This is a genomic window from Qipengyuania soli (assembly GCF_015529805.1).
GTDB lineage: Bacteria > Pseudomonadota > Alphaproteobacteria > Sphingomonadales > Sphingomonadaceae > Qipengyuania > Qipengyuania soli.
This window is the reverse complement of record NZ_CP064654.1, coordinates 1308191-1324457: the sequence shown is the minus strand read 5'-3', so window position 1 is coordinate 1324457 and position 16267 is coordinate 1308191. Positions and strand designations below refer to the sequence as shown.

General features: G+C 64.4%; 17 protein-coding genes. 10 read left to right on the top strand and 7 right to left on the bottom strand.

The window, feature by feature from the left end; genetic code table 11:
• Positions 1–9: 9 nt before the first annotated feature.
• A complete protein-coding gene (locus tag IRL76_RS06635) occupies positions 10–1476 on the top strand; it encodes an FAD-binding protein (RefSeq protein WP_200983992.1) in 1467 nt (488 codons plus the stop codon).
• Here the strand turns inward: IRL76_RS06635 and IRL76_RS06630 are convergent.
• From IRL76_RS06630 to IRL76_RS06615, 4 genes are read right to left on the bottom strand one after another with little or no spacing between them, the layout of a single operon-like run.
• On the bottom strand, positions 1473–2168 hold the full coding sequence (locus tag IRL76_RS06630; protein ID WP_246450041.1) for a TIGR02117 family protein: 696 nt from the start codon (positions 2166–2168) through the stop codon (positions 1473–1475). The genes IRL76_RS06635 and IRL76_RS06630 overlap by 4 nt on opposite strands.
• Positions 2141–3046: a 50S ribosomal protein L11 methyltransferase gene (locus tag IRL76_RS06625; protein ID WP_246450040.1), complete on the bottom strand. Its 906-nt coding sequence runs from the start codon at positions 3044–3046 to the stop codon at positions 2141–2143. Before IRL76_RS06625 ends, IRL76_RS06630 begins: the two co-directional genes overlap by 28 nt.
• Complete coding sequence (gene bla / locus IRL76_RS06620) at positions 3039–4016, bottom strand: subclass B3 metallo-beta-lactamase (RefSeq protein WP_200983990.1); 978 nt, start codon at positions 4014–4016, stop codon at positions 3039–3041. Before bla ends, IRL76_RS06625 begins: the two co-directional genes overlap by 8 nt.
• Positions 4006–4716, bottom strand: coding sequence for an SDR family NAD(P)-dependent oxidoreductase (locus tag IRL76_RS06615; protein WP_200983989.1), 711 nt, complete (start codon positions 4714–4716; stop codon positions 4006–4008). Before IRL76_RS06615 ends, bla begins: the two co-directional genes overlap by 11 nt.
• A 108-nt stretch (positions 4717–4824) precedes the next feature.
• On the opposite strand from IRL76_RS06615, the gene sdhC reads away from it, so the two are divergent.
• Genes sdhC through IRL76_RS06590 form a run of 5 tightly spaced genes read left to right on the top strand, consistent with a single transcriptional unit; the run spans position 4825 to position 9574 of the window.
• Positions 4825–5205 carry a succinate dehydrogenase, cytochrome b556 subunit gene (gene sdhC, locus IRL76_RS06610; RefSeq protein WP_200983988.1) on the top strand — a complete coding sequence of 127 codons (381 nt, stop codon included), beginning with the start codon at positions 4825–4827 and terminating at the stop codon, positions 5203–5205.
• A 9-nt stretch (positions 5206–5214) separates the two neighbouring features.
• A complete protein-coding gene (gene sdhD / locus IRL76_RS06605) occupies positions 5215–5601 on the top strand; it encodes a succinate dehydrogenase, hydrophobic membrane anchor protein (protein WP_200983987.1) in 387 nt (128 codons plus the stop codon).
• The gene (gene sdhA / locus IRL76_RS06600) at positions 5601–7442 is read left to right on the top strand and encodes a succinate dehydrogenase flavoprotein subunit (protein ID WP_200983986.1); all 1842 of its coding nucleotides are present in this window, start codon (positions 5601–5603) and stop codon (positions 7440–7442) included. The genes sdhD and sdhA overlap by 1 nt, the downstream gene beginning before the upstream one ends.
• A complete protein-coding gene (locus IRL76_RS06595) occupies positions 7439–8209 on the top strand; it encodes a hypothetical protein (protein WP_200983985.1) in 771 nt (256 codons plus the stop codon). Before sdhA ends, IRL76_RS06595 begins: the two co-directional genes overlap by 4 nt.
• A gap of 48 nt (positions 8210–8257) precedes the next feature.
• On the top strand, positions 8258–9574 hold the full coding sequence (locus IRL76_RS06590; protein WP_200983984.1) for a M20/M25/M40 family metallo-hydrolase: 1317 nt from the start codon (positions 8258–8260) through the stop codon (positions 9572–9574).
• Here the strand turns inward: IRL76_RS06590 and IRL76_RS06585 are convergent.
• Positions 9571–10095, bottom strand: a complete 525-nt coding sequence (locus IRL76_RS06585) for a cysteine dioxygenase (RefSeq protein WP_200983983.1) — start codon at positions 10093–10095, stop codon at positions 9571–9573. The genes IRL76_RS06590 and IRL76_RS06585 overlap by 4 nt on opposite strands.
• Positions 10096–10187: 92 nt before the next feature.
• On the opposite strand from IRL76_RS06585, the gene IRL76_RS06580 reads away from it, so the two are divergent.
• Complete coding sequence (locus tag IRL76_RS06580) at positions 10188–11054, top strand: glycoside hydrolase (protein WP_246450038.1); 867 nt, start codon at positions 10188–10190, stop codon at positions 11052–11054.
• A gap of 108 nt (positions 11055–11162) precedes the next feature.
• Entirely contained in the window at positions 11163–12440 is a 1278-nt protein-coding gene (locus IRL76_RS06575; protein WP_200983982.1) for an amino acid permease, read from the top strand.
• On the opposite strand, the gene IRL76_RS06570 is transcribed toward IRL76_RS06575, so the two are convergent.
• Positions 12437–13069 (bottom strand): peptidylprolyl isomerase, encoded by a 633-nt coding sequence (locus tag IRL76_RS06570; RefSeq protein WP_200983981.1) that lies wholly within the window; start codon positions 13067–13069, stop codon positions 12437–12439. The two genes, IRL76_RS06575 and IRL76_RS06570, sit on opposite strands and share 4 nt — an antisense overlap.
• Positions 13070–13201: 132 nt before the next feature.
• On the opposite strand from IRL76_RS06570, the gene IRL76_RS06565 reads away from it, so the two are divergent.
• Positions 13202–13591, top strand: a complete 390-nt coding sequence (locus IRL76_RS06565; RefSeq protein ID WP_200983980.1) for a BlaI/MecI/CopY family transcriptional regulator — start codon at positions 13202–13204, stop codon at positions 13589–13591.
• The gene (locus tag IRL76_RS06560; RefSeq protein WP_200983979.1) at positions 13588–15282 is read left to right on the top strand and encodes a M56 family metallopeptidase; all 1695 of its coding nucleotides are present in this window, start codon (positions 13588–13590) and stop codon (positions 15280–15282) included. Before IRL76_RS06565 ends, IRL76_RS06560 begins: the two co-directional genes overlap by 4 nt.
• A gap of 75 nt (positions 15283–15357) precedes the next feature.
• On the opposite strand, the gene ypfJ is transcribed toward IRL76_RS06560, so the two are convergent.
• Positions 15358–16209: a KPN_02809 family neutral zinc metallopeptidase gene (gene ypfJ, locus IRL76_RS06555; protein ID WP_200983978.1), complete on the bottom strand. Its 852-nt coding sequence runs from the start codon at positions 16207–16209 to the stop codon at positions 15358–15360.
• Positions 16210–16267: the final 58 nt, after the last annotated feature.

The window sequence follows — 16267 nt, the reverse complement described above, 5'->3', positions numbered from 1 at the left end:
AGGTGCATCATGCGAAGGTTTTTCCGCGAACGGCGGGAAAAACGCGAAATTGCACAGGCAGTTGGTCGCGAAGGCAAGCGCCGCATCTTTTCCTGGATCCACGTCTTTCGCGGCGAAGCGGAAGCACTGATCCCGAATGACGAGACCAAGCTTGCGGCGGACATCGCCAAGGGCTGTTTTTCCTGCGTCGGCCAGTCGCATTCCTACAACGGCGTCCAGATCGTCCCCGGCATCAATGCGATGATGATGCCCGAAGGGGGGTTCAAGAACCTCTCCTATGATCCCGCGACCGGCATCGCCACGGTCGGGGCCTCGATTTCGGTCAGGACATGCAAGGAATTCCTGCTCACCCACGACCGCCGCCTGCTCAACTCGGGCAACTTCATGGCACAGACAGTGGTGGGTGCGCTGATGACCGGGACCCACGGTTTCGGCGAGCGCGCGGTGATGGCCGATGCGATCCATGCGCTGACCTTCCTCGACGGAAATGGCCAGCGCGTGCGGCTTCAACGCGGTGACGCCGACTTCCCCTATGTCGCGCTGTCGTTCGGCACCATTGCCCCGATCATCGAGATCGAGATCGAAACCGTCCCGACCGAGGCATTCATTTCGAACAGTCACATCAACCGGCTGTCGAAACTGCGCGAATTGCAGCAGGGCACCATCGCATCGAACTGGTGCGTCCTGCCCTATTCGGACCCCGAGGACCCCATGATGATGCTTCACGCACTGGCGCATTGTGCGGTTGCACAGCGGGTGCCGGAGAAGAAGAGCGGCGGTGGCATCTTCGCACCCATCGCACGCTGGGTAATCGGGAATTACCAGACGCTCGACCGCTTCCTGCCGATGCTCCGTCGCCCGATGCAGCGGGTCCTCGACCGGCTGAATGTGAAGCAGCACACGCAGATCCAGACCGATCCGCGCGACCTCGACTATCTCTACGATCCCAAGCCGGGGCTTGCGAGCGAACGCGCGCCCGACATCCTCCACGGCATGTTCTCCACCACCTACACCGGCTATAATCTCGCTTTCTTCGTGCCGCTGGAGAAGGGGCCGGCAGTGGTGAAGTTCATCATGCGCGAGGCCGACGACCTGCGCGATCTGGGCTTCTTCCTCAAGGGCATCATCAGCGTGCGCGAGATAACCGGGACTTCGGATGTGAAGTTCGCCGCAAACCATCGCGAGCCGATGGCGGCGATCGACCTCTTCGCCGATCCGCGCGACTATGCCTGGCTGGAGCGGCTGCAACGACTAGTGCTGCAATACGAACCGGCAACGCGCCCGCATTTCGGCAAGAGTGCGCTGATGCCGGAGTTCCGCTCATCGCTCGGGCAGGACAACCTCGACCGGCTGATGAACATTCATCGCCAGCACTATCCCAAGGCGAACCTGATGTTCAGCGAGCGGGTGCGGGCCTTTCTCGATGTGGGCAAGCCGCTGCCGGGAGAAGCAGCGGCAGATGCCAGGCTCGCCTAGGCGCCCGGCTGCGGCACCCACTTCATGACCCCGCCGGGGAACGGGGTCCACAGCCCCGTCCTGATCCCAGCCGATGCCAGCGTGTCGCTGGTCCACTGGTTGCACGTGTTGCCCAGGTGATAGGTGCCGGGCGCGTCGTAGAATACGTCGTAGACGTCATAGCCACGCAGCGGCGGCCTCCTGTCGCGGGGAAGGACCTGCCTTTCGATACTGCGTACAAGACGGGCATATTGCGCGTGCGATATCCGCAGCACGCGTACGTCGCTGTCGGGCGCCGGACGGACGTAATGCGCGACATGCAGCAATCCGTCGCCGCCGATTGCTGCGCCGATGGCAGTCACGGGGCTGAGGTCGGCCCAGGTCGGTGTATCGAGGAAGACCTTGCGCTCGCCCCAGCTCACCGAGATGTGCGTGTACGGGCGATCCGCTGCCGGGATGTCGGTCGCGGGAAAGTCGGTGCTCCAGTCCTTTTCCGGCGTGACCACCGGCATGACGATCCCGGTGTGGATGCCGTTGGTCTCGATCATGATGTCGACGCCCTTGGCGGGCTGCGACCAGTCGCCGTTGCGCGGGACGGAGCTGCCGATCCAGGCCGACAGCAGGAACAGCGCGACCACCACGAACAGCGCGAACACGGCCCATGCGCACCAGCGCAGGATCCGCTTCACCGAACGCGGCTCTTGCGCAGCCACAGGATCGACCAGTCGCCGTTGACGAGGCGCCGCGCGAGGCGGAAACCGCGCTGGCGATAAGCGCTGCGTACCCGGGCTTCCTGCGTTTCCAGCAATCCGGCGAGAAGGAGGTTGCCGCCGGGTGGCACCGCTTCGGAAAACTCCTGCGCCAGCTCGACCAGCGGCCCGGCGAGGATGTTGGCGATGAACAGGTCGTAGGGGCCTCGCACCTTGAGCAGGGGATCGTCCATGCCGTCGGCGATGACCATGGTCAGCTCGCCAGCATTCGCACCCAACGCTACGCCGTTCAGGCCCGCATTCTCCTCTACCACGCCTGCGCAAACGGCATCGATGTCCGAAGCGGTTGCCCTGGCTCCCGGCCACAGGTGCATCGCGGCAAAGGCGAGCAGGCCGGTGCCGGTCCCGATGTCGGCGATATTGCGCGCAGCCACGCCCTCGCGCTTCATCAGGTCGAGCATGGCGAGGCAGCCGGCCGTGGTATTGTGCTGGCCGGTCCCGAAGGCCTGGCTAGCGGGGATGACGAAATCGACCGCACGCACGTCAGGCGCATGGTCCCGCGTGCGGACATGGAAGCGCCCGGCGTAGATCGGCTCGACGTTCTTCTGGCTTTCGGTCACCCAGTCGGTGTCGGGCAGCTGCTCGGCGAAGAGCGGAGGGGCCTTGCCTTCGAACAGCTTCCCCACTCGCCGCAGGTCGGCAAGGGTCGGCTTGCGGTCGAGATAGACCTCCAGCGTCCATTCCTCGGGCCGGTCGTCGGCAACTTCCATGCCGGTGACGACCCAGTCCTCGGGCCAGTCGGGTATTTCCTCGTAAGCGACCAGCGCGTGACGCGCCTCGTCCTTCGAGCATTCTCCGACGATCTTCCAGGTGTCAGCCACCGGCGTTTTCCTTGGCGAGACGCTTGTCGAGTGCCGCTTCCTGCTGGCGGGCATATGCCTCGCACTGGCCGTAGCCGCCGAACCCGCCGGCCTTGATCCGGTCGAGCATCTGGCTGCCCGAAGGGTGCGGGGTGAAAAGTTCGTCGCAGGGCAGGGCGGCAACCTTGGCGAAGCTGCGGCGGAAGGTCGCGACAAGGTCGGGGTGATCGGTAAAGCGATAATCGTCAGCCGACACCGCGGACAGGCTGTCGACATAGGCTATTCGGCGGCACACCGGCGGCTCGTCGGGGAGGGCACAGGCGGTCCAGGTCCAGCTCAGCGCGCCCGGCGTGTGACCGGGTGTTGCGTGGGCGGTGAGCCTGTTCTGCGAGGTCAGCGGATCGGTCGTCAGAGCGACCACTTCGCCGTCAGCCACCACGCGGTCGACATTGACGGAGCCCATGGCCGGATGGCCGGCATCGGCCTGCGGGTCTTCTGCCGAAGGCAAGCCGGTGCGGAATGTCTCCAGCGCGGCGGCACTGGCAACGACCTTTGCCCCGGTCGCGCTGACGAGCGCGCTGTGACCGCCGACATGGTCGAAATGTTCATGGCTCATCAGGATGTAGCGGATGTCGTGCGGGTCGACGCCGATCTTGCGGATGTTTTCGAGGACATGCGCAGCCCCCTTTTCGGTGCCGCTGTCGATCAGGATGTGCCCGGCAGGGTCCGCGATAAGGATCGACGAGATGCCGCAAGTCCCGACATACCATGTGCCGCCAAGGATCTGGAAGGGAGGGGCGGGCTTGTCCCACTCGTCCCAGTCCTCGCAGGTCTCGGCAAAGGCTTGCGCACCGTTTCCGGCGAGGATGCGCTGGGGCATTTTCGCATTCTCGACAGCGGTCGCGAACCCGCTTCCGGCGTCGGCCGGTGCAGTGGCCGGAGCGGTCGTGCAGGCGGCAAGGGCCACAAGTGGCAGGAGCCTAGCGTACATAGCTTGCTCCATTGGCATCCAGCGTCGCGCCTGTCAGCGATGGCGGGGCATCCAGTGCGCAGAATTCGACGAGCTTGCCGATTTCCTCCGGTGTCGCCACACGGCCGAGCGGGATGTCGGCGAGCAGGCCCGCGCCCCCGCGGCTGGCGAGATAGTCGCCGGCCATCGCCGTATCGGTGAATCCCGGCGTGATTGCGAAGCTGAGAATGCCCTCACCGGCATATTGCCGCGCGATGGTCTTGTGCATCGCCAGCATCCCGCCCTTGCTCGCCGCATAGTGCCAGTGCGCGGGAGAATCGCCGCGGTGCCCGGCGCGGCTGGCGACATGGACGATTCGTCCACCGACGCCGCGTTCCTGCCAGTGGCGAACGGCGAAGCGGCTCAGCTGCGCCGCCGCAGTGAGGTTGATACGCATGGTGTCCTCCCATGCGTCGAGCCATTCGATGTCCGAGGCATCGAGCGGGCTGGCGACGAACATGCCGGCGTTGTTCACCAGCACATCGATTTCGCCGCCGGCGCGGGCAAGGGCCGCTTCCCACAATTCCTGCGGTGCGCCGGGGTCCGAAAAGTCGGCGGGGACGGTGTCCACCGAATCGCTACGGGTAGCCTGTCCGATGACTTTTGCGCCGCGCGCCTCGAGGCATTGTCTGGCTGCTGCGCCTATGCCGCGCGAGGAGCCGGTGAGAAGGATGCATGTCATGCATCATGCTATTCGAAAATTTGCAGCCTTTGTCGAGGCCGCCTGCCTTGCACGGCGCGCGCACTTCGCTAAGGGAAGGCCACCAAATCAACGCAACGGACGAGATATATGGCGAACCGGCCGATCGCACCGCATCTGCAAATCTGGAAATGGGGCCCGCACATGGCGGCCTCGATCCTTCACCGCATCACCGGAGACGGGATGGCCTTCGTCGGCCTCGGCGTGCTGCTGTGGTGGCTCGGCGCAATGGCCGGCGGGGCGGAAACCTATGCGACCTTCCAGGCCGCCATGGGATCACCGCTCGGCATGATCGTGCTGGTCGGCCTGTCGTGGGCATTCTTCAGTCACATGATGACGGGCCTTCGCCACTTCGTCCTCGACATCGGTGCCGGTTACGAACTCGACACGAACAAGATGTGGTCGATGCTCGCACCGGCCATCGGCATCCTCCTCACCGCCGCCTTCTGGGCGGTCGTGCTTCTCAAGTGAGCCGCGAACATGGGTAACGGAACCTCCATCGGACGCGTACGCGGGCTGGGCTCGGCGCACGAAGGCGCGCATCACTGGCTGGTCCAGCGCTTCACCGCCATCGGCAACCTCGTGCTGATGCTCTTTCTAGCAGTCAGCCTCGCCATGCTGCCCGACTATTCGTTCGGCACCGTGAGCGGCTGGGCCTCGCAGACGCTGCCCGCGACCGCGCTGGCGCTGCTGGTGATCTCGGTCTTCTGGCACGCGCGCCTCGGCCTGCAGGTGCTGATCGAGGATTATGTCCATGACGCCGGCAGCAAGTTCGGCGTGCTTGCCCTTCTCAACCTTGCAACCATCGGCGGCGCTGCCTTCGGCATCGTGTCCATCGCGCGCCTCGCCCTTGGAGGAGCCGCCTGATGGCCCGGAACGACACTTTCGAAATCGGCGGTCGCGCCTATCCGATCATCGACCACACCTATGACACGGTGGTTGTCGGCGCCGGCGGTTCGGGCCTGCGTGCCACCATGGGTTCGGCAGAGGCAGGGCTGAAGACGGCCTGCATCACCAAGGTTTTCCCGACCCGTTCGCACACCGTCGCCGCACAGGGCGGCATCGCTGCCTCGCTCGGCAACAACTCGCCCGACCACTGGTCGTGGCACATGTACGATACCGTCAAGGGTTCCGACTGGCTCGGTGACCAGGACGCGATCGAATACATGGTCCGTGAAGCCCCGCAGGCGGTCTACGAGCTCGAGCATGCCGGTGTGCCGTTCAGCCGTAACGAGGACGGGACGATCTACCAGCGTCCGTTCGGCGGCCACATGCAGAACATGGGTGAAGGCCCGCCGGTCCAGCGCACCTGCGCTGCGGCCGACCGTACCGGCCACGCCATGCTCCACGCGCTCTACCAGCAGAGCCTGAAGTACGATGCGGACTTCTTCATCGAGTATTTCGCGCTCGACCTGATCATGAAGGACGGTCCGGGCGGCAAGGAATGCGTCGGCGTCATCGCAATGTGCCTCGACGACGGCACCATCCACCGCTTCCGTTCGAAGGCGGTGGTGCTGGCGACCGGCGGCTATGGCCGGTGCTACTTCACCGCGACTTCGGCGCACACCTGCACCGGTGACGGTGGCGGCATGGTGCTGCGCGCAGGGCTCCCGCTGCAGGACATGGAGTTCGTCCAGTTCCACCCGACCGGCATTTACGGCGCGGGCGTGCTCATCACCGAAGGCGCGCGCGGCGAGGGCGGCTACCTCACCAACTCCGAAGGCGAGCGTTTCATGGAACGCTATGCCCCGAGCGCCAAGGACCTCGCGTCGCGCGACGTCGTCTCGCGCTCTATGGCGCTGGAAATGCGCGAAGGCCGCGGTGTGGGCCCTGAAAAGGACCACATCTACCTTCACCTCGACCACATCGACCCCAAGATTCTCGCCGAACGCCTCCCGGGCATTACCGAGAGCGGCAAGATCTTCGCCGGTGTCGACCTGACGCGCCAGCCGCTGCCGGTGACGCCGACCGTCCACTACAACATGGGCGGCATCCCCTGTAACTTCCACGGCGAGGTGATGGCGGGCGATCCCAAGGATCCCGAAAAGACCGTCCCCGGCCTGTTCGCAGTGGGCGAGGCGGCCTGCGTGTCGGTCCATGGCGCGAACCGCCTCGGCTCGAACTCGCTGATCGACCTCGTGGTGTTCGGCCGCGCGACCGGCCACCGCCTCAAGGAAATCATCACCCCGGGCACCAGCCATGACGAGCTTCCGGCCGACAGCGCCGATCTCGCGCTGACCCGTCTCGACCACTTCCGCCATGCCGCGGGCGGCTCGCCCACGGCGCAGGTGCGCGCCGAGATGCAGAAGGCGATGACCCGCCACGCTGCCGTGTTCCGCGACAGCAAGCTGCTGTCCGAAGGCGTCGAGGCGCTCCAGTCGGTCAACAAGCGGATGCAGGACATCAACGTCACCGACCGCTCGCTGATCTGGAACAGCGACCTTATCGAGACGCTCGAACTCGACAACCTCATGGCGCAGGCCAATGTGACCATGGCGTCGGCCGAGAACCGCAAGGAAAGCCGCGGCGCCCACGCGCACGAGGACTTCCCGGATCGCGACGACAAGAACTGGATGAAGCACACCATCGCCTGGTTTGAAGGCTGGGGCGGAAACGGCGGCGGCGTCAGGATCGACTACCGTCCGGTGCACGAATACACGCTCACCGACGACATCGAGTACATCAAGCCGAAGAAGCGGGTGTATTGACCCGCAAGTCGCCAGCGCTGTTCCTACAGCGCCTGGCGCGTCATCTTCGTGCGCAGGACTGGACCGCTGCGGCCATCGAGTTCGTGCTCGTGGTCGTCGGCGTGTTCATGGGCTTCCAGCTCACCCAGTGGAACGAGGACAGGGTCTCCCGCGCGCACGAGAAGACCCTCATGCGTAACGTCGCCCGCGATTTGCGTGACGATGTCGAGGAGATGGACGAGAATGTCCGCACCGCCTCGTCACGGATGGCTTCGCTCGATCACCTCCTGAGGCTCGCAGGCGACTGGAACCCGCCGAAGGAATTTCCGTCCTCGCGCTTTTCGATTCAGGTCGAGCAGGTCGCCCCGTTCGACCCGAAGTCTGAATACCGCGTAGGCATCGAGGCCTTCATCCTCAGCTTCTACGACGGCAACCGCTTTGCCTACGAGGCGCTGATCAACAATGACGGCGTCAACGTCGTCCAGGACCAGGAGCGGCTGAGCGAGATCCAGAAATATTATGCCCTGGTCGACCAACTGCTGACGTTCGAACAGTCGCTTGCGGAGAACCGTTTGCGGATGCTCGATGCGATGCAGGCAGAGGGCATTTCGGCGGTGGATGGCTCCAGTTTCGAGAAGGTCGCGCAAGTCGTGCGGCAACGACCCGCATTGCGCGCAGCGATCGAGAATTACTGGTTCTATGCCAACCGGCAGGTTTTCCTGACGAAGCAACTCAGCGCCGAAGCCGACCGGCTGGCTGACGAGATCGAGGCAGATTACCCGGGGTGACGTGCCAATCGCATTGACTCGCTGGGAGGTTCGCGGCCAACTCCTGCCATGCGTTTTCCCATACCCGCGCTGGCCCTTCTTGCCGGCATCGCCTCTCCCGCTGCAGCAGAACTTTCCGCGCCCGAGCAGGTCATGATGACCACCGTCGAGGGCGGGTTCGAGCGTGACGCCGAGTTCCTGACCCGGATTGCCTCGGTCAACAGCGGCACGCTCAACTTCGATGGCGTGAGGCAGGTCGCCGAAATGGTTGCACCCGAATTCGAGGCGTTGGGCTTCACCACCGAATGGATCGACCAGTCGGCAGCAGGTCGGGCAGGGCACCTTTTCGCACGGCACAAGGGCAAGGCGGGCACGACACGGATGCTGCTGATCGCGCATCTCGACACCGTGTTCGAGCAGGACTCGCCGTTTCAGTCGGTAACGCGTGAGGGCAATATCCTCACCGGCCCCGGGGTCGAGGACGACAAGGGCGGTATCGTCGTCATCCTCGCGGCGCTGCGTGCGATGAAGGCGGCGGGCACCCTCGACGATGCCAATATCGTGGTCGCCATGACCGGTGACGAAGAGAGCGCCGGCAACCCCATTGCGACGGCGCGGGCGGACCTCGTGGCGGCAGCAAAGGAGGCCGACGTCGCACTCGATTTCGAGAGCCTCAACATCGAGGACGGCGTCGACATGGGTTCGATCGCCCGCCGCTCTTCGAACAGCTGGACGGTCACCGCGACGGGCAAGGAAGGACATTCCAGCCAGATCTTCACGGACGGTGCAGGTTTCGGTGCGATCTACGAACTGGCGCGCATCCTCGACACCTTCCGTCGCGAATTGCGCGAGGAGGACCTGACCTACAACGTCGGGCTGATAGCGGGCGGTGCGCGCGCTTCGGTGACCGACAACAATTCCGCTGCCCGGGCGAACGGGAAGTCGAACATCATTGCCCCGGTTGCCGTTGCCAATGGCGATCTGCGCACGCTGACACCCGAACAGACCGACCGCGTGGTTGCGAAGATGCAGGCGATCGTGGCCGATCATCTTCCCGGTACGGGCGCCACGATCGAGTTCGATTTCCGCTATCCGCCGATGGGCCCGACCGATGGCAACCGCGCTCTCCTCGACCGGCTGAACGCAATCAATGCCGACATGGGATTGCCCGAAATGCCGATCCTGCCGCCGGCCAAGCGCGGGGCAGGGGACGTCAACTTCGTCGCGTCCCATGTCGACGGGCTGATTGGCTTCGGGCCCTCCGGTTCGGGCAGCCACGCGCCGGGCGAGACCGTCGACCTGACGACCTTCACCCGCCAGGCGCAGCGTGCGGCAATCATGATGAGCAGGCTGGCCGAAGACGTCTATTGTCGTCCCGAGGACTAGCCGTCGGTCATCCTGTCCCACTGGAACGGGATTTCCTCCAGCGTTTGCGGGTCCCAGGAACTGCGGTCCACCTCGAGCAGGTTCCCGCCATAGACGTGAATCGCCACCAGCGGTTCGTCGAGCGGGTTGGCGATCGCGTGGATGGCATCGACGGTGTTGGCGAGGACGCCCGGCGCCACGACCGAAACTTCGCGAACCTTCCTGAGACCCGTCTCCTCGTCCCTCTCGAAGAAGGTATTGTCTTCCCTGCCTGCCGCCACGCCAACCACCGACCACAGGCTGTGATTGTGCGGAGAAGTCGAGAACCCCGCCGGGATTGCCCCGGCAAGGACCGTCAGTCGCTCGTCCTTGTGGATCACCAGGTCGCGAAGTTCGCGGCAATCGGACCTTCGGGCTGCTGCCGCGACGACTGCAGGGTCGCGTACGATCTCTGCCATGACGCGCTCGGCGCTGGCCTGCGGATCGGGCGAAGCGACGGCATCGGCGAAGCGGCGAATGATGCTTTCGAGCGGCTGTTCCATGGCGGCATCAGAACACAAAATCGCGGTTTCGGCAAAAGCGCGCGCGAACAAGTGTTTGCTGCGCATGGCCGGGCCCATTACGGGTCGTGCCGATGAAAACCCGCTTGCCCCTCCTTGCTCTTGCCGTGCTGGCCGCAGGGTGCTCGGCGCAGGTAGGTCGCCCCGCCACGGCGGACGCAGTGCCAGCCTTCTATGCCAAGGAGGTTACCGCGCGCGGCATTCCCATTCGTTCTTCGGCAAAGGTGCGCGACGAGGCGCTACTGGCCGCGCGCGACATGGTGAGATCGATGTTTTCGCACCGGCCCGAACTGGCGAAATGGCTTGCGAGGAACGACTATCGCGTCGCCATTATCGCGGTGGACGAGGCGCTCCTCGACCTGCCCGAGAACGCGGCGTGGAAGAAACCTGCCAAGGATGATCCCAGGCTGACACGCTGCGAGCTGAAGCACTACGATGCCCGCATCGGCGCGCTGAGCGACCGCCAGTACTGGGACAACCGTGCGCGCGGTATCGGCGGCGAGCGGACGGTCGGATCGGAAGAGGACGTGCTCGGCCTCCCGGTCAGCCGCTACTACGGCGAAACGATCTTCGTCCACGAGATGGGGCACAACGTCCTCTTCGCGATCGAGGCGGTTGATCCGGCCCTCTACGCCCGAGTGGAAGCAGCCTACGCCAATGCCCTCAAGTCCGGCCTTTGGCTCAACGAATACACCACGACGACGCTGCAGGAATACTGGGCCGAGGGAACCCAGTTCTGGTTCGATTCGAACAAGCTTCAGGCATTCGACGGGCGTCGCATCCTTGGGCACGAGGACCTCGCGGCCTACGATCCGCAGCTCTATGCTGCGTTGGCGGACGCATACGGTACGAACCACAAGCTCAGGTCCGATCCGTTCTACCTCAGCGAACTCCGCGTTCCGAAGGGTCCGATCCCGAAGAATACCGCCGAGGAATGTTAGCTTTTCGCTTGGCATGACGGACGCCCTGACGCATCGTCCGCGACGGGGGAGGATTACCATGACAGATCGGCCAAGCGTTTGAGCGGGGACGTCACGGTTTCACGCCGCATGGGACTCGGCCTCGCCACATTGTTGGTGGCGGGCAACCTGATAGGGTCGGGCATCTACCTGTTACCGGCGACACTTGGCGCCATCGGCAGCATCAGCCTGTTCGGCTGGATCATCGCTGCCCTGGGGGCGCTGGTGCTGGGCGGGGTATTTGCCCTCATCATGGTCGTTCGCCCGAGCGAGGATGGCCTGGCCGACATGATCCGTGCGGGCATGGGGCCGTACTGGGGTTTCCAGAGCACGATCCTCTACTGGATTGGTTGCTGGCTCGCCAACATTGCCATCGCGCTCGCGGTGACGGGATACCTCAGCGTCTTCTTCCCGGTCATCGCCAGCCCGACTTGGACGGCGGTGACGACTTCGGCGGTCATCTGGCTGCTCACGCTGGTATCGATCATGGGGCCGCGAGCGATCGGCAAGATGCATATCCTGACGCTCGGCATCGGTCTCATCCCGCTGCTGGCCGCAGGAACCCTCGGCTGGCTGTGGTTTGATCCGGACTTGTTTGCCGCATCATGGAACGTGTCGGGCGAGAGCGGTGGCTCGGCGGTCTACGGTTCGCTGCTGTCGGTTTTCTGGGCATTTGTGGGTGTCGAGTGCGCCGCGATGGTCGCACGCACGGTCGAGAACCCTGCACGAAATGTACCGCTGGCGACGATGGGCGGGGTGGGGTTGGCAGCGCTAATCTACATGTTCGCGTCGACCGCGATCTTCGGGCTGGTCCCTGCCGCGGAGCTCTCTGCATCGTCAGCGCCTTTCGCGCTTGCCGTCGAGCGTATCCTGGGGGCAGCGGCAGCGGGTCTCGTAGCCATCTGCGCGATCATGAAGGCTTCAGGCACTTGCGGCGGGTGGATCTTCGTGACGGGCGAGACCACGCTGTGGTCCGCTTCGGCAGGCTTTCTCCCGCGCTGGCTGGCAAAGCCGGATGCGAGGGGCATCCCGGTTCGGGCACTGGTGGTCATGGCCGTTGTGATGACCATCGCTGTCTTTGCTACCGCTGCTCCGTCGTTGGCCGAGCAGTTCGAAACGCTCATCAACGCGGTCGTCGTCTTCACTCTAGTGACCTACGTTTACGCCGCGATCGCACTGGTCCGTTTCACCAAGGGAGCATCGCGCACGATCCGCGCCACTGCGATAGTCACGGCAGTGCTCGCGACTGCTTTCTCGATATTGCTGATCGCTTCCTCGGGCGAGACGCTCTTGCTGGTAACGGCAGCTATTGCGCTTTGCACCGTCCCCGCATGGTTCGTCGTGAAGCGGGGGGCCACGCCGGCCTAGTCGGCATCAACACGCCGCGCGGTAACGATCTTCACGGGTTCGGCCAGCATCTGGCCCTTCATCCAGCCGTCACCCTTGTCCGGGTCGGTCGGCATGGCATGGATCGCCTCGACCACGTCCATCCCCTCGACGACGTGTCCGAAAGCGGCGAAGCCTGCCTGTCGGTCAGGATCGGCGTTGTCGGGATCGGCATCCATGCTCGGCAAGGCCCGTAGCAGGATGGAAAAATCACCCGTCGCAGATCCGGGTGCATAGCGCGCCATCGACAACGTCCCGCGCTTGTGCAGCACGCCGGTCTGGCTCGTCGGCTCGTGCGCGATGGGTTCAAGAGTACGGTCGGGATCGTATTGCGTCCCCGCCTGGATCAGGCCGTTAGGCTGCTCGTCCCAGTCAAGCCGCATCGCGCGGTAGAAGACGATGCCGTCGAAACGCTTCTCGTCGACATAGCGCAGGAAATTGGCAGCGGTGATCGGTGCACGTTCGGTTTCGATAGCAACAGTGATGTCGCCGGCGGTGGTCGAGAGGATCACGCGATCAGTCCTCGGTTCCGGAGGCGCCCCCGAGTCCTGGGCAGCGAGCGGGGTGGCGAAGAGGGCAAGAACGGCGAGAGCGCGTGCGATCCAAGTCATCGGTCCATCCTGAAACGTCGTTGGTCGACAAGCAAGCTGTTGGACGGTTCATTAATCCACGCTTCAGGTTTACATTCGTAGTCGTTACGCTTACAGGCGTAGTCGAAGAACCGCGCCTGAGGGAGTAGAGTGATGGCGAAGCGCAAGGAAGCGCCCGGAGAGAGGATCAGCGACGCCGAGTACGCGGTGATGGAAGTGCTGTGGGAGAAGAGCCCGCTCACTGCCGCGGACGTCTGCGACAAGATCTGTGCCGAGCGTGACTGGTCGATGCCCACCGTCAAGACGCTGCTGAGCCGCCTCGTTGCAAAGGAGGCGGTCGGCACCGAACCCCTGGGACGCAAGTTCCTCTACAGCCCGCTCATCGAACGCGCCGACTATGTCGGTGGTGAATCGCTGCGACTGGTCGATCGCCTCTTCGGCGGCCGCGCAGCACCGCTCTTCGCCCAGCTCGCAGAGAACGAAGCGTTGAGCGAGAGGGACCTCGAGGAAATCGAGGCTCTCCTGAGGGAGATGCGCAAATGACCGAAGTGCTGAGGGAATACTTCGACTGGTTCCTGCTCGACACCTTGTTGTGGACCGGGGGCCTTATTGCCTTCGTGCTCCTGCTGCGGCGTCCTGTTGCGCGCCACCTCGGGCCGGGTGCAGCCTATTCGCTGTGGGCACTACCTGCCGTGAGGCTGCTGTTTCCGCCGGTTACCCTGCCGGCATGGATGGCGCCCCAGGTTACGGCCGATGCGGTCATTTCCGACGCCACCATGACGCCTGTCGCCGAGACGGGGGGATACACGCTGGCGTCGGTAGCCACGCTTCCCGAAGGCACGATGCACACGTTGCCCGATCCGACCGACTTCACCACGCCGCTCGTGCTGTTGTGGCTGGTGGGCGCCGTTATCTTCCTAGTGCGCCGGTTCTGGCTTTATGGAGAGCTTCGTCGCGAATTGCTCGACGATGCGGTCCCTGTGGGCGAGTCCGGGAATATCCGGCTGGTCGAGACACCGGCCATCTCGGGACCGCTCGCGTTCGGCGTGCTCGACAAGGTGGTCGCGCTCCCGGTCGGCTTCATGACCTCGCGCAACCGCCAGGCGCGTGACCTCGCCATTGCTCACGAACTCGAACACCACCGCGGTCGTGACCTGCTTGCCAATATCCTCGTGCAGCCGCTTTTTGCGCTGCACTGGTTCAATCCGCTTGGCTGGATGGGCTGGACCGCGCTGCGTCGCGACCAGGAAGCAGCCTGCGATGCCCGCGTCGTGGCGAGCCGCCCGCACGAGGAACGCGCCGCCTATGCCAGCGTAATCGCCGATTTTGCCCGTCGCCCGCAGGCCGCTCCGCGACCTGCGCTCGCGGCACCGATGGCCTGTCCGGTTTTGGGGGACAAATCCATCATTCAACGACTGAGGAATCTGTCCATGACCGACGTTTCGAGGCGCCGCCGCATTGCCGGTCGCGCCGGCATCGCTGCCGCGCTTTTCGCGCTGCCGATGACCGCATCCATCTGTTACGCCACGGCTGCCGAGCCCGAGCCGCCGACGCCGCCCGAGGCTCCTGCCGCACCGCTTCCTCCCGAACCGCCGGCAGCACCCGATGCTCCCGACGCGCCTGATGCGCCCGATTTCGAGCGCGACATGGCGGATCTCGACCGCGAGCTGGCGGATCTGGACCGCGAACTTGCCGACATCGATCGCGAGGTGACCGAAACGCGCGATGAGAACGGTCGGGTGGAACGCCGCGTCATCGTCCGCCGCAATTCCGATTGGGACAAGGGCGAGAAGGGTGAAAAGGGCGACCGCCTTGTCGAACGCCGGATCATTCGCGCGGAAAACGAAAGGATGACCGCCGAAGAACGCGCCGAAATGCAGGCCGAACTTCGCGAAGCCATGGCCGAAATGCGCCGCGAGCTTGGCGAGAATGGCGAGATGCATCGCGAAATCCGCATGGCCATGGCCGAAGCCCGCGCTGCCTCTGCGGAAGCCGGTTCGCATGCTCCCCAGGTCAAGATTGCATGCAAGGACAAGGAGAACATCGTGACCACCGGCAAGGACAGGCAGGGTCGCGAAACGATCTTTGTCTGCGAAGCCAATGCCGACCGCGTTGCGCTCAAGGCGATGAAGTCGGCCCGCAAGGCTATCGAAAGCGATCGCAACCTTTCGCGGGAAGAGCGCGCCGAAGCCTTGCGCGCGCTGGACGAGGAAATCGCCCGCCAGTCGCGCTGATCAATCCCCTGCGCGCAAAACGAGAGCGGCCGCCGGTGCTTCCGGCGGCCGCTTTTGGTTTTCTCGAGCTGAAACTCAGCCGACGTTGGTGATCGCGTCGCAGGCCTTGTCGTCACCCTGCAGGCCAAGGCGCAGAGCCTGGCTGCGCTGGGCGCTGGTGCCGTGGGTGAAATTCTCGCTCGAGACGCGTCCGCCGGTCAGGCGATCATCGCCGATGGCGGCAGCGGCGGTCATACCCTCTTCGATGTCCCCGGGCTCGATGAGATTGCGGTTCTTGCCCGCCCAGACGCCGGCATAGCAATCGGCCTGCAACTCCATTCGCACCTGCAGCTGGTTGGCCATCCGCGGGTTCTGTTGCTGCGCACTCTGGATCTGCCCGGCAATGCCGGTAATCTTCTGCACGTGGTGACCGTATTCATGCGCGATCACATAGTAGCGGGCGAAATCGCCACCAGCACCCAGTTGGCGCTCGAGCGTGTCGTAAAAGGCAGTGTCGATGTAGATCGTCTCGTCGCCCGGGCAGTAGAACGGCCCCATCGAGGAACTGCCTGCACCGCATGCCGTGCGGACGCCGCCGCCGCCATAAAGGTCGAGCGCTGGCTGCTTGAACTGGTTGCCGAAGCCCTGCTGCTGGAAGGCCTGCGCCCAGGTCCGGTTGAGCGAATCGAGCGCGTTGCAGGCCTCGGTGGCGTATTCGCTGCTGGTACAGATCGCCTGCTCGTCGGTGTTGGCGGGCCCAGCCTGCTGCGTCTGCTGGCCAACCTGGTCGACCACGGCGGCAGTCTGGAAAGGATCGAGGCCGAAGATGAAATAGCCCAGCGCGGCTATGACTATCGTGCCGCAACCGAGGCCGCCTGCCTTGCCTACGCCGCCTCCGCCGCTCGAGCGGACATTGATATTTCCGGTGTCGAACGGATTGAGCCTCATCTGCTTCCCCCTTGGTCTGGGCTTGTTTCTTGCCCTTTATCGGGCCAACGCATGCCAA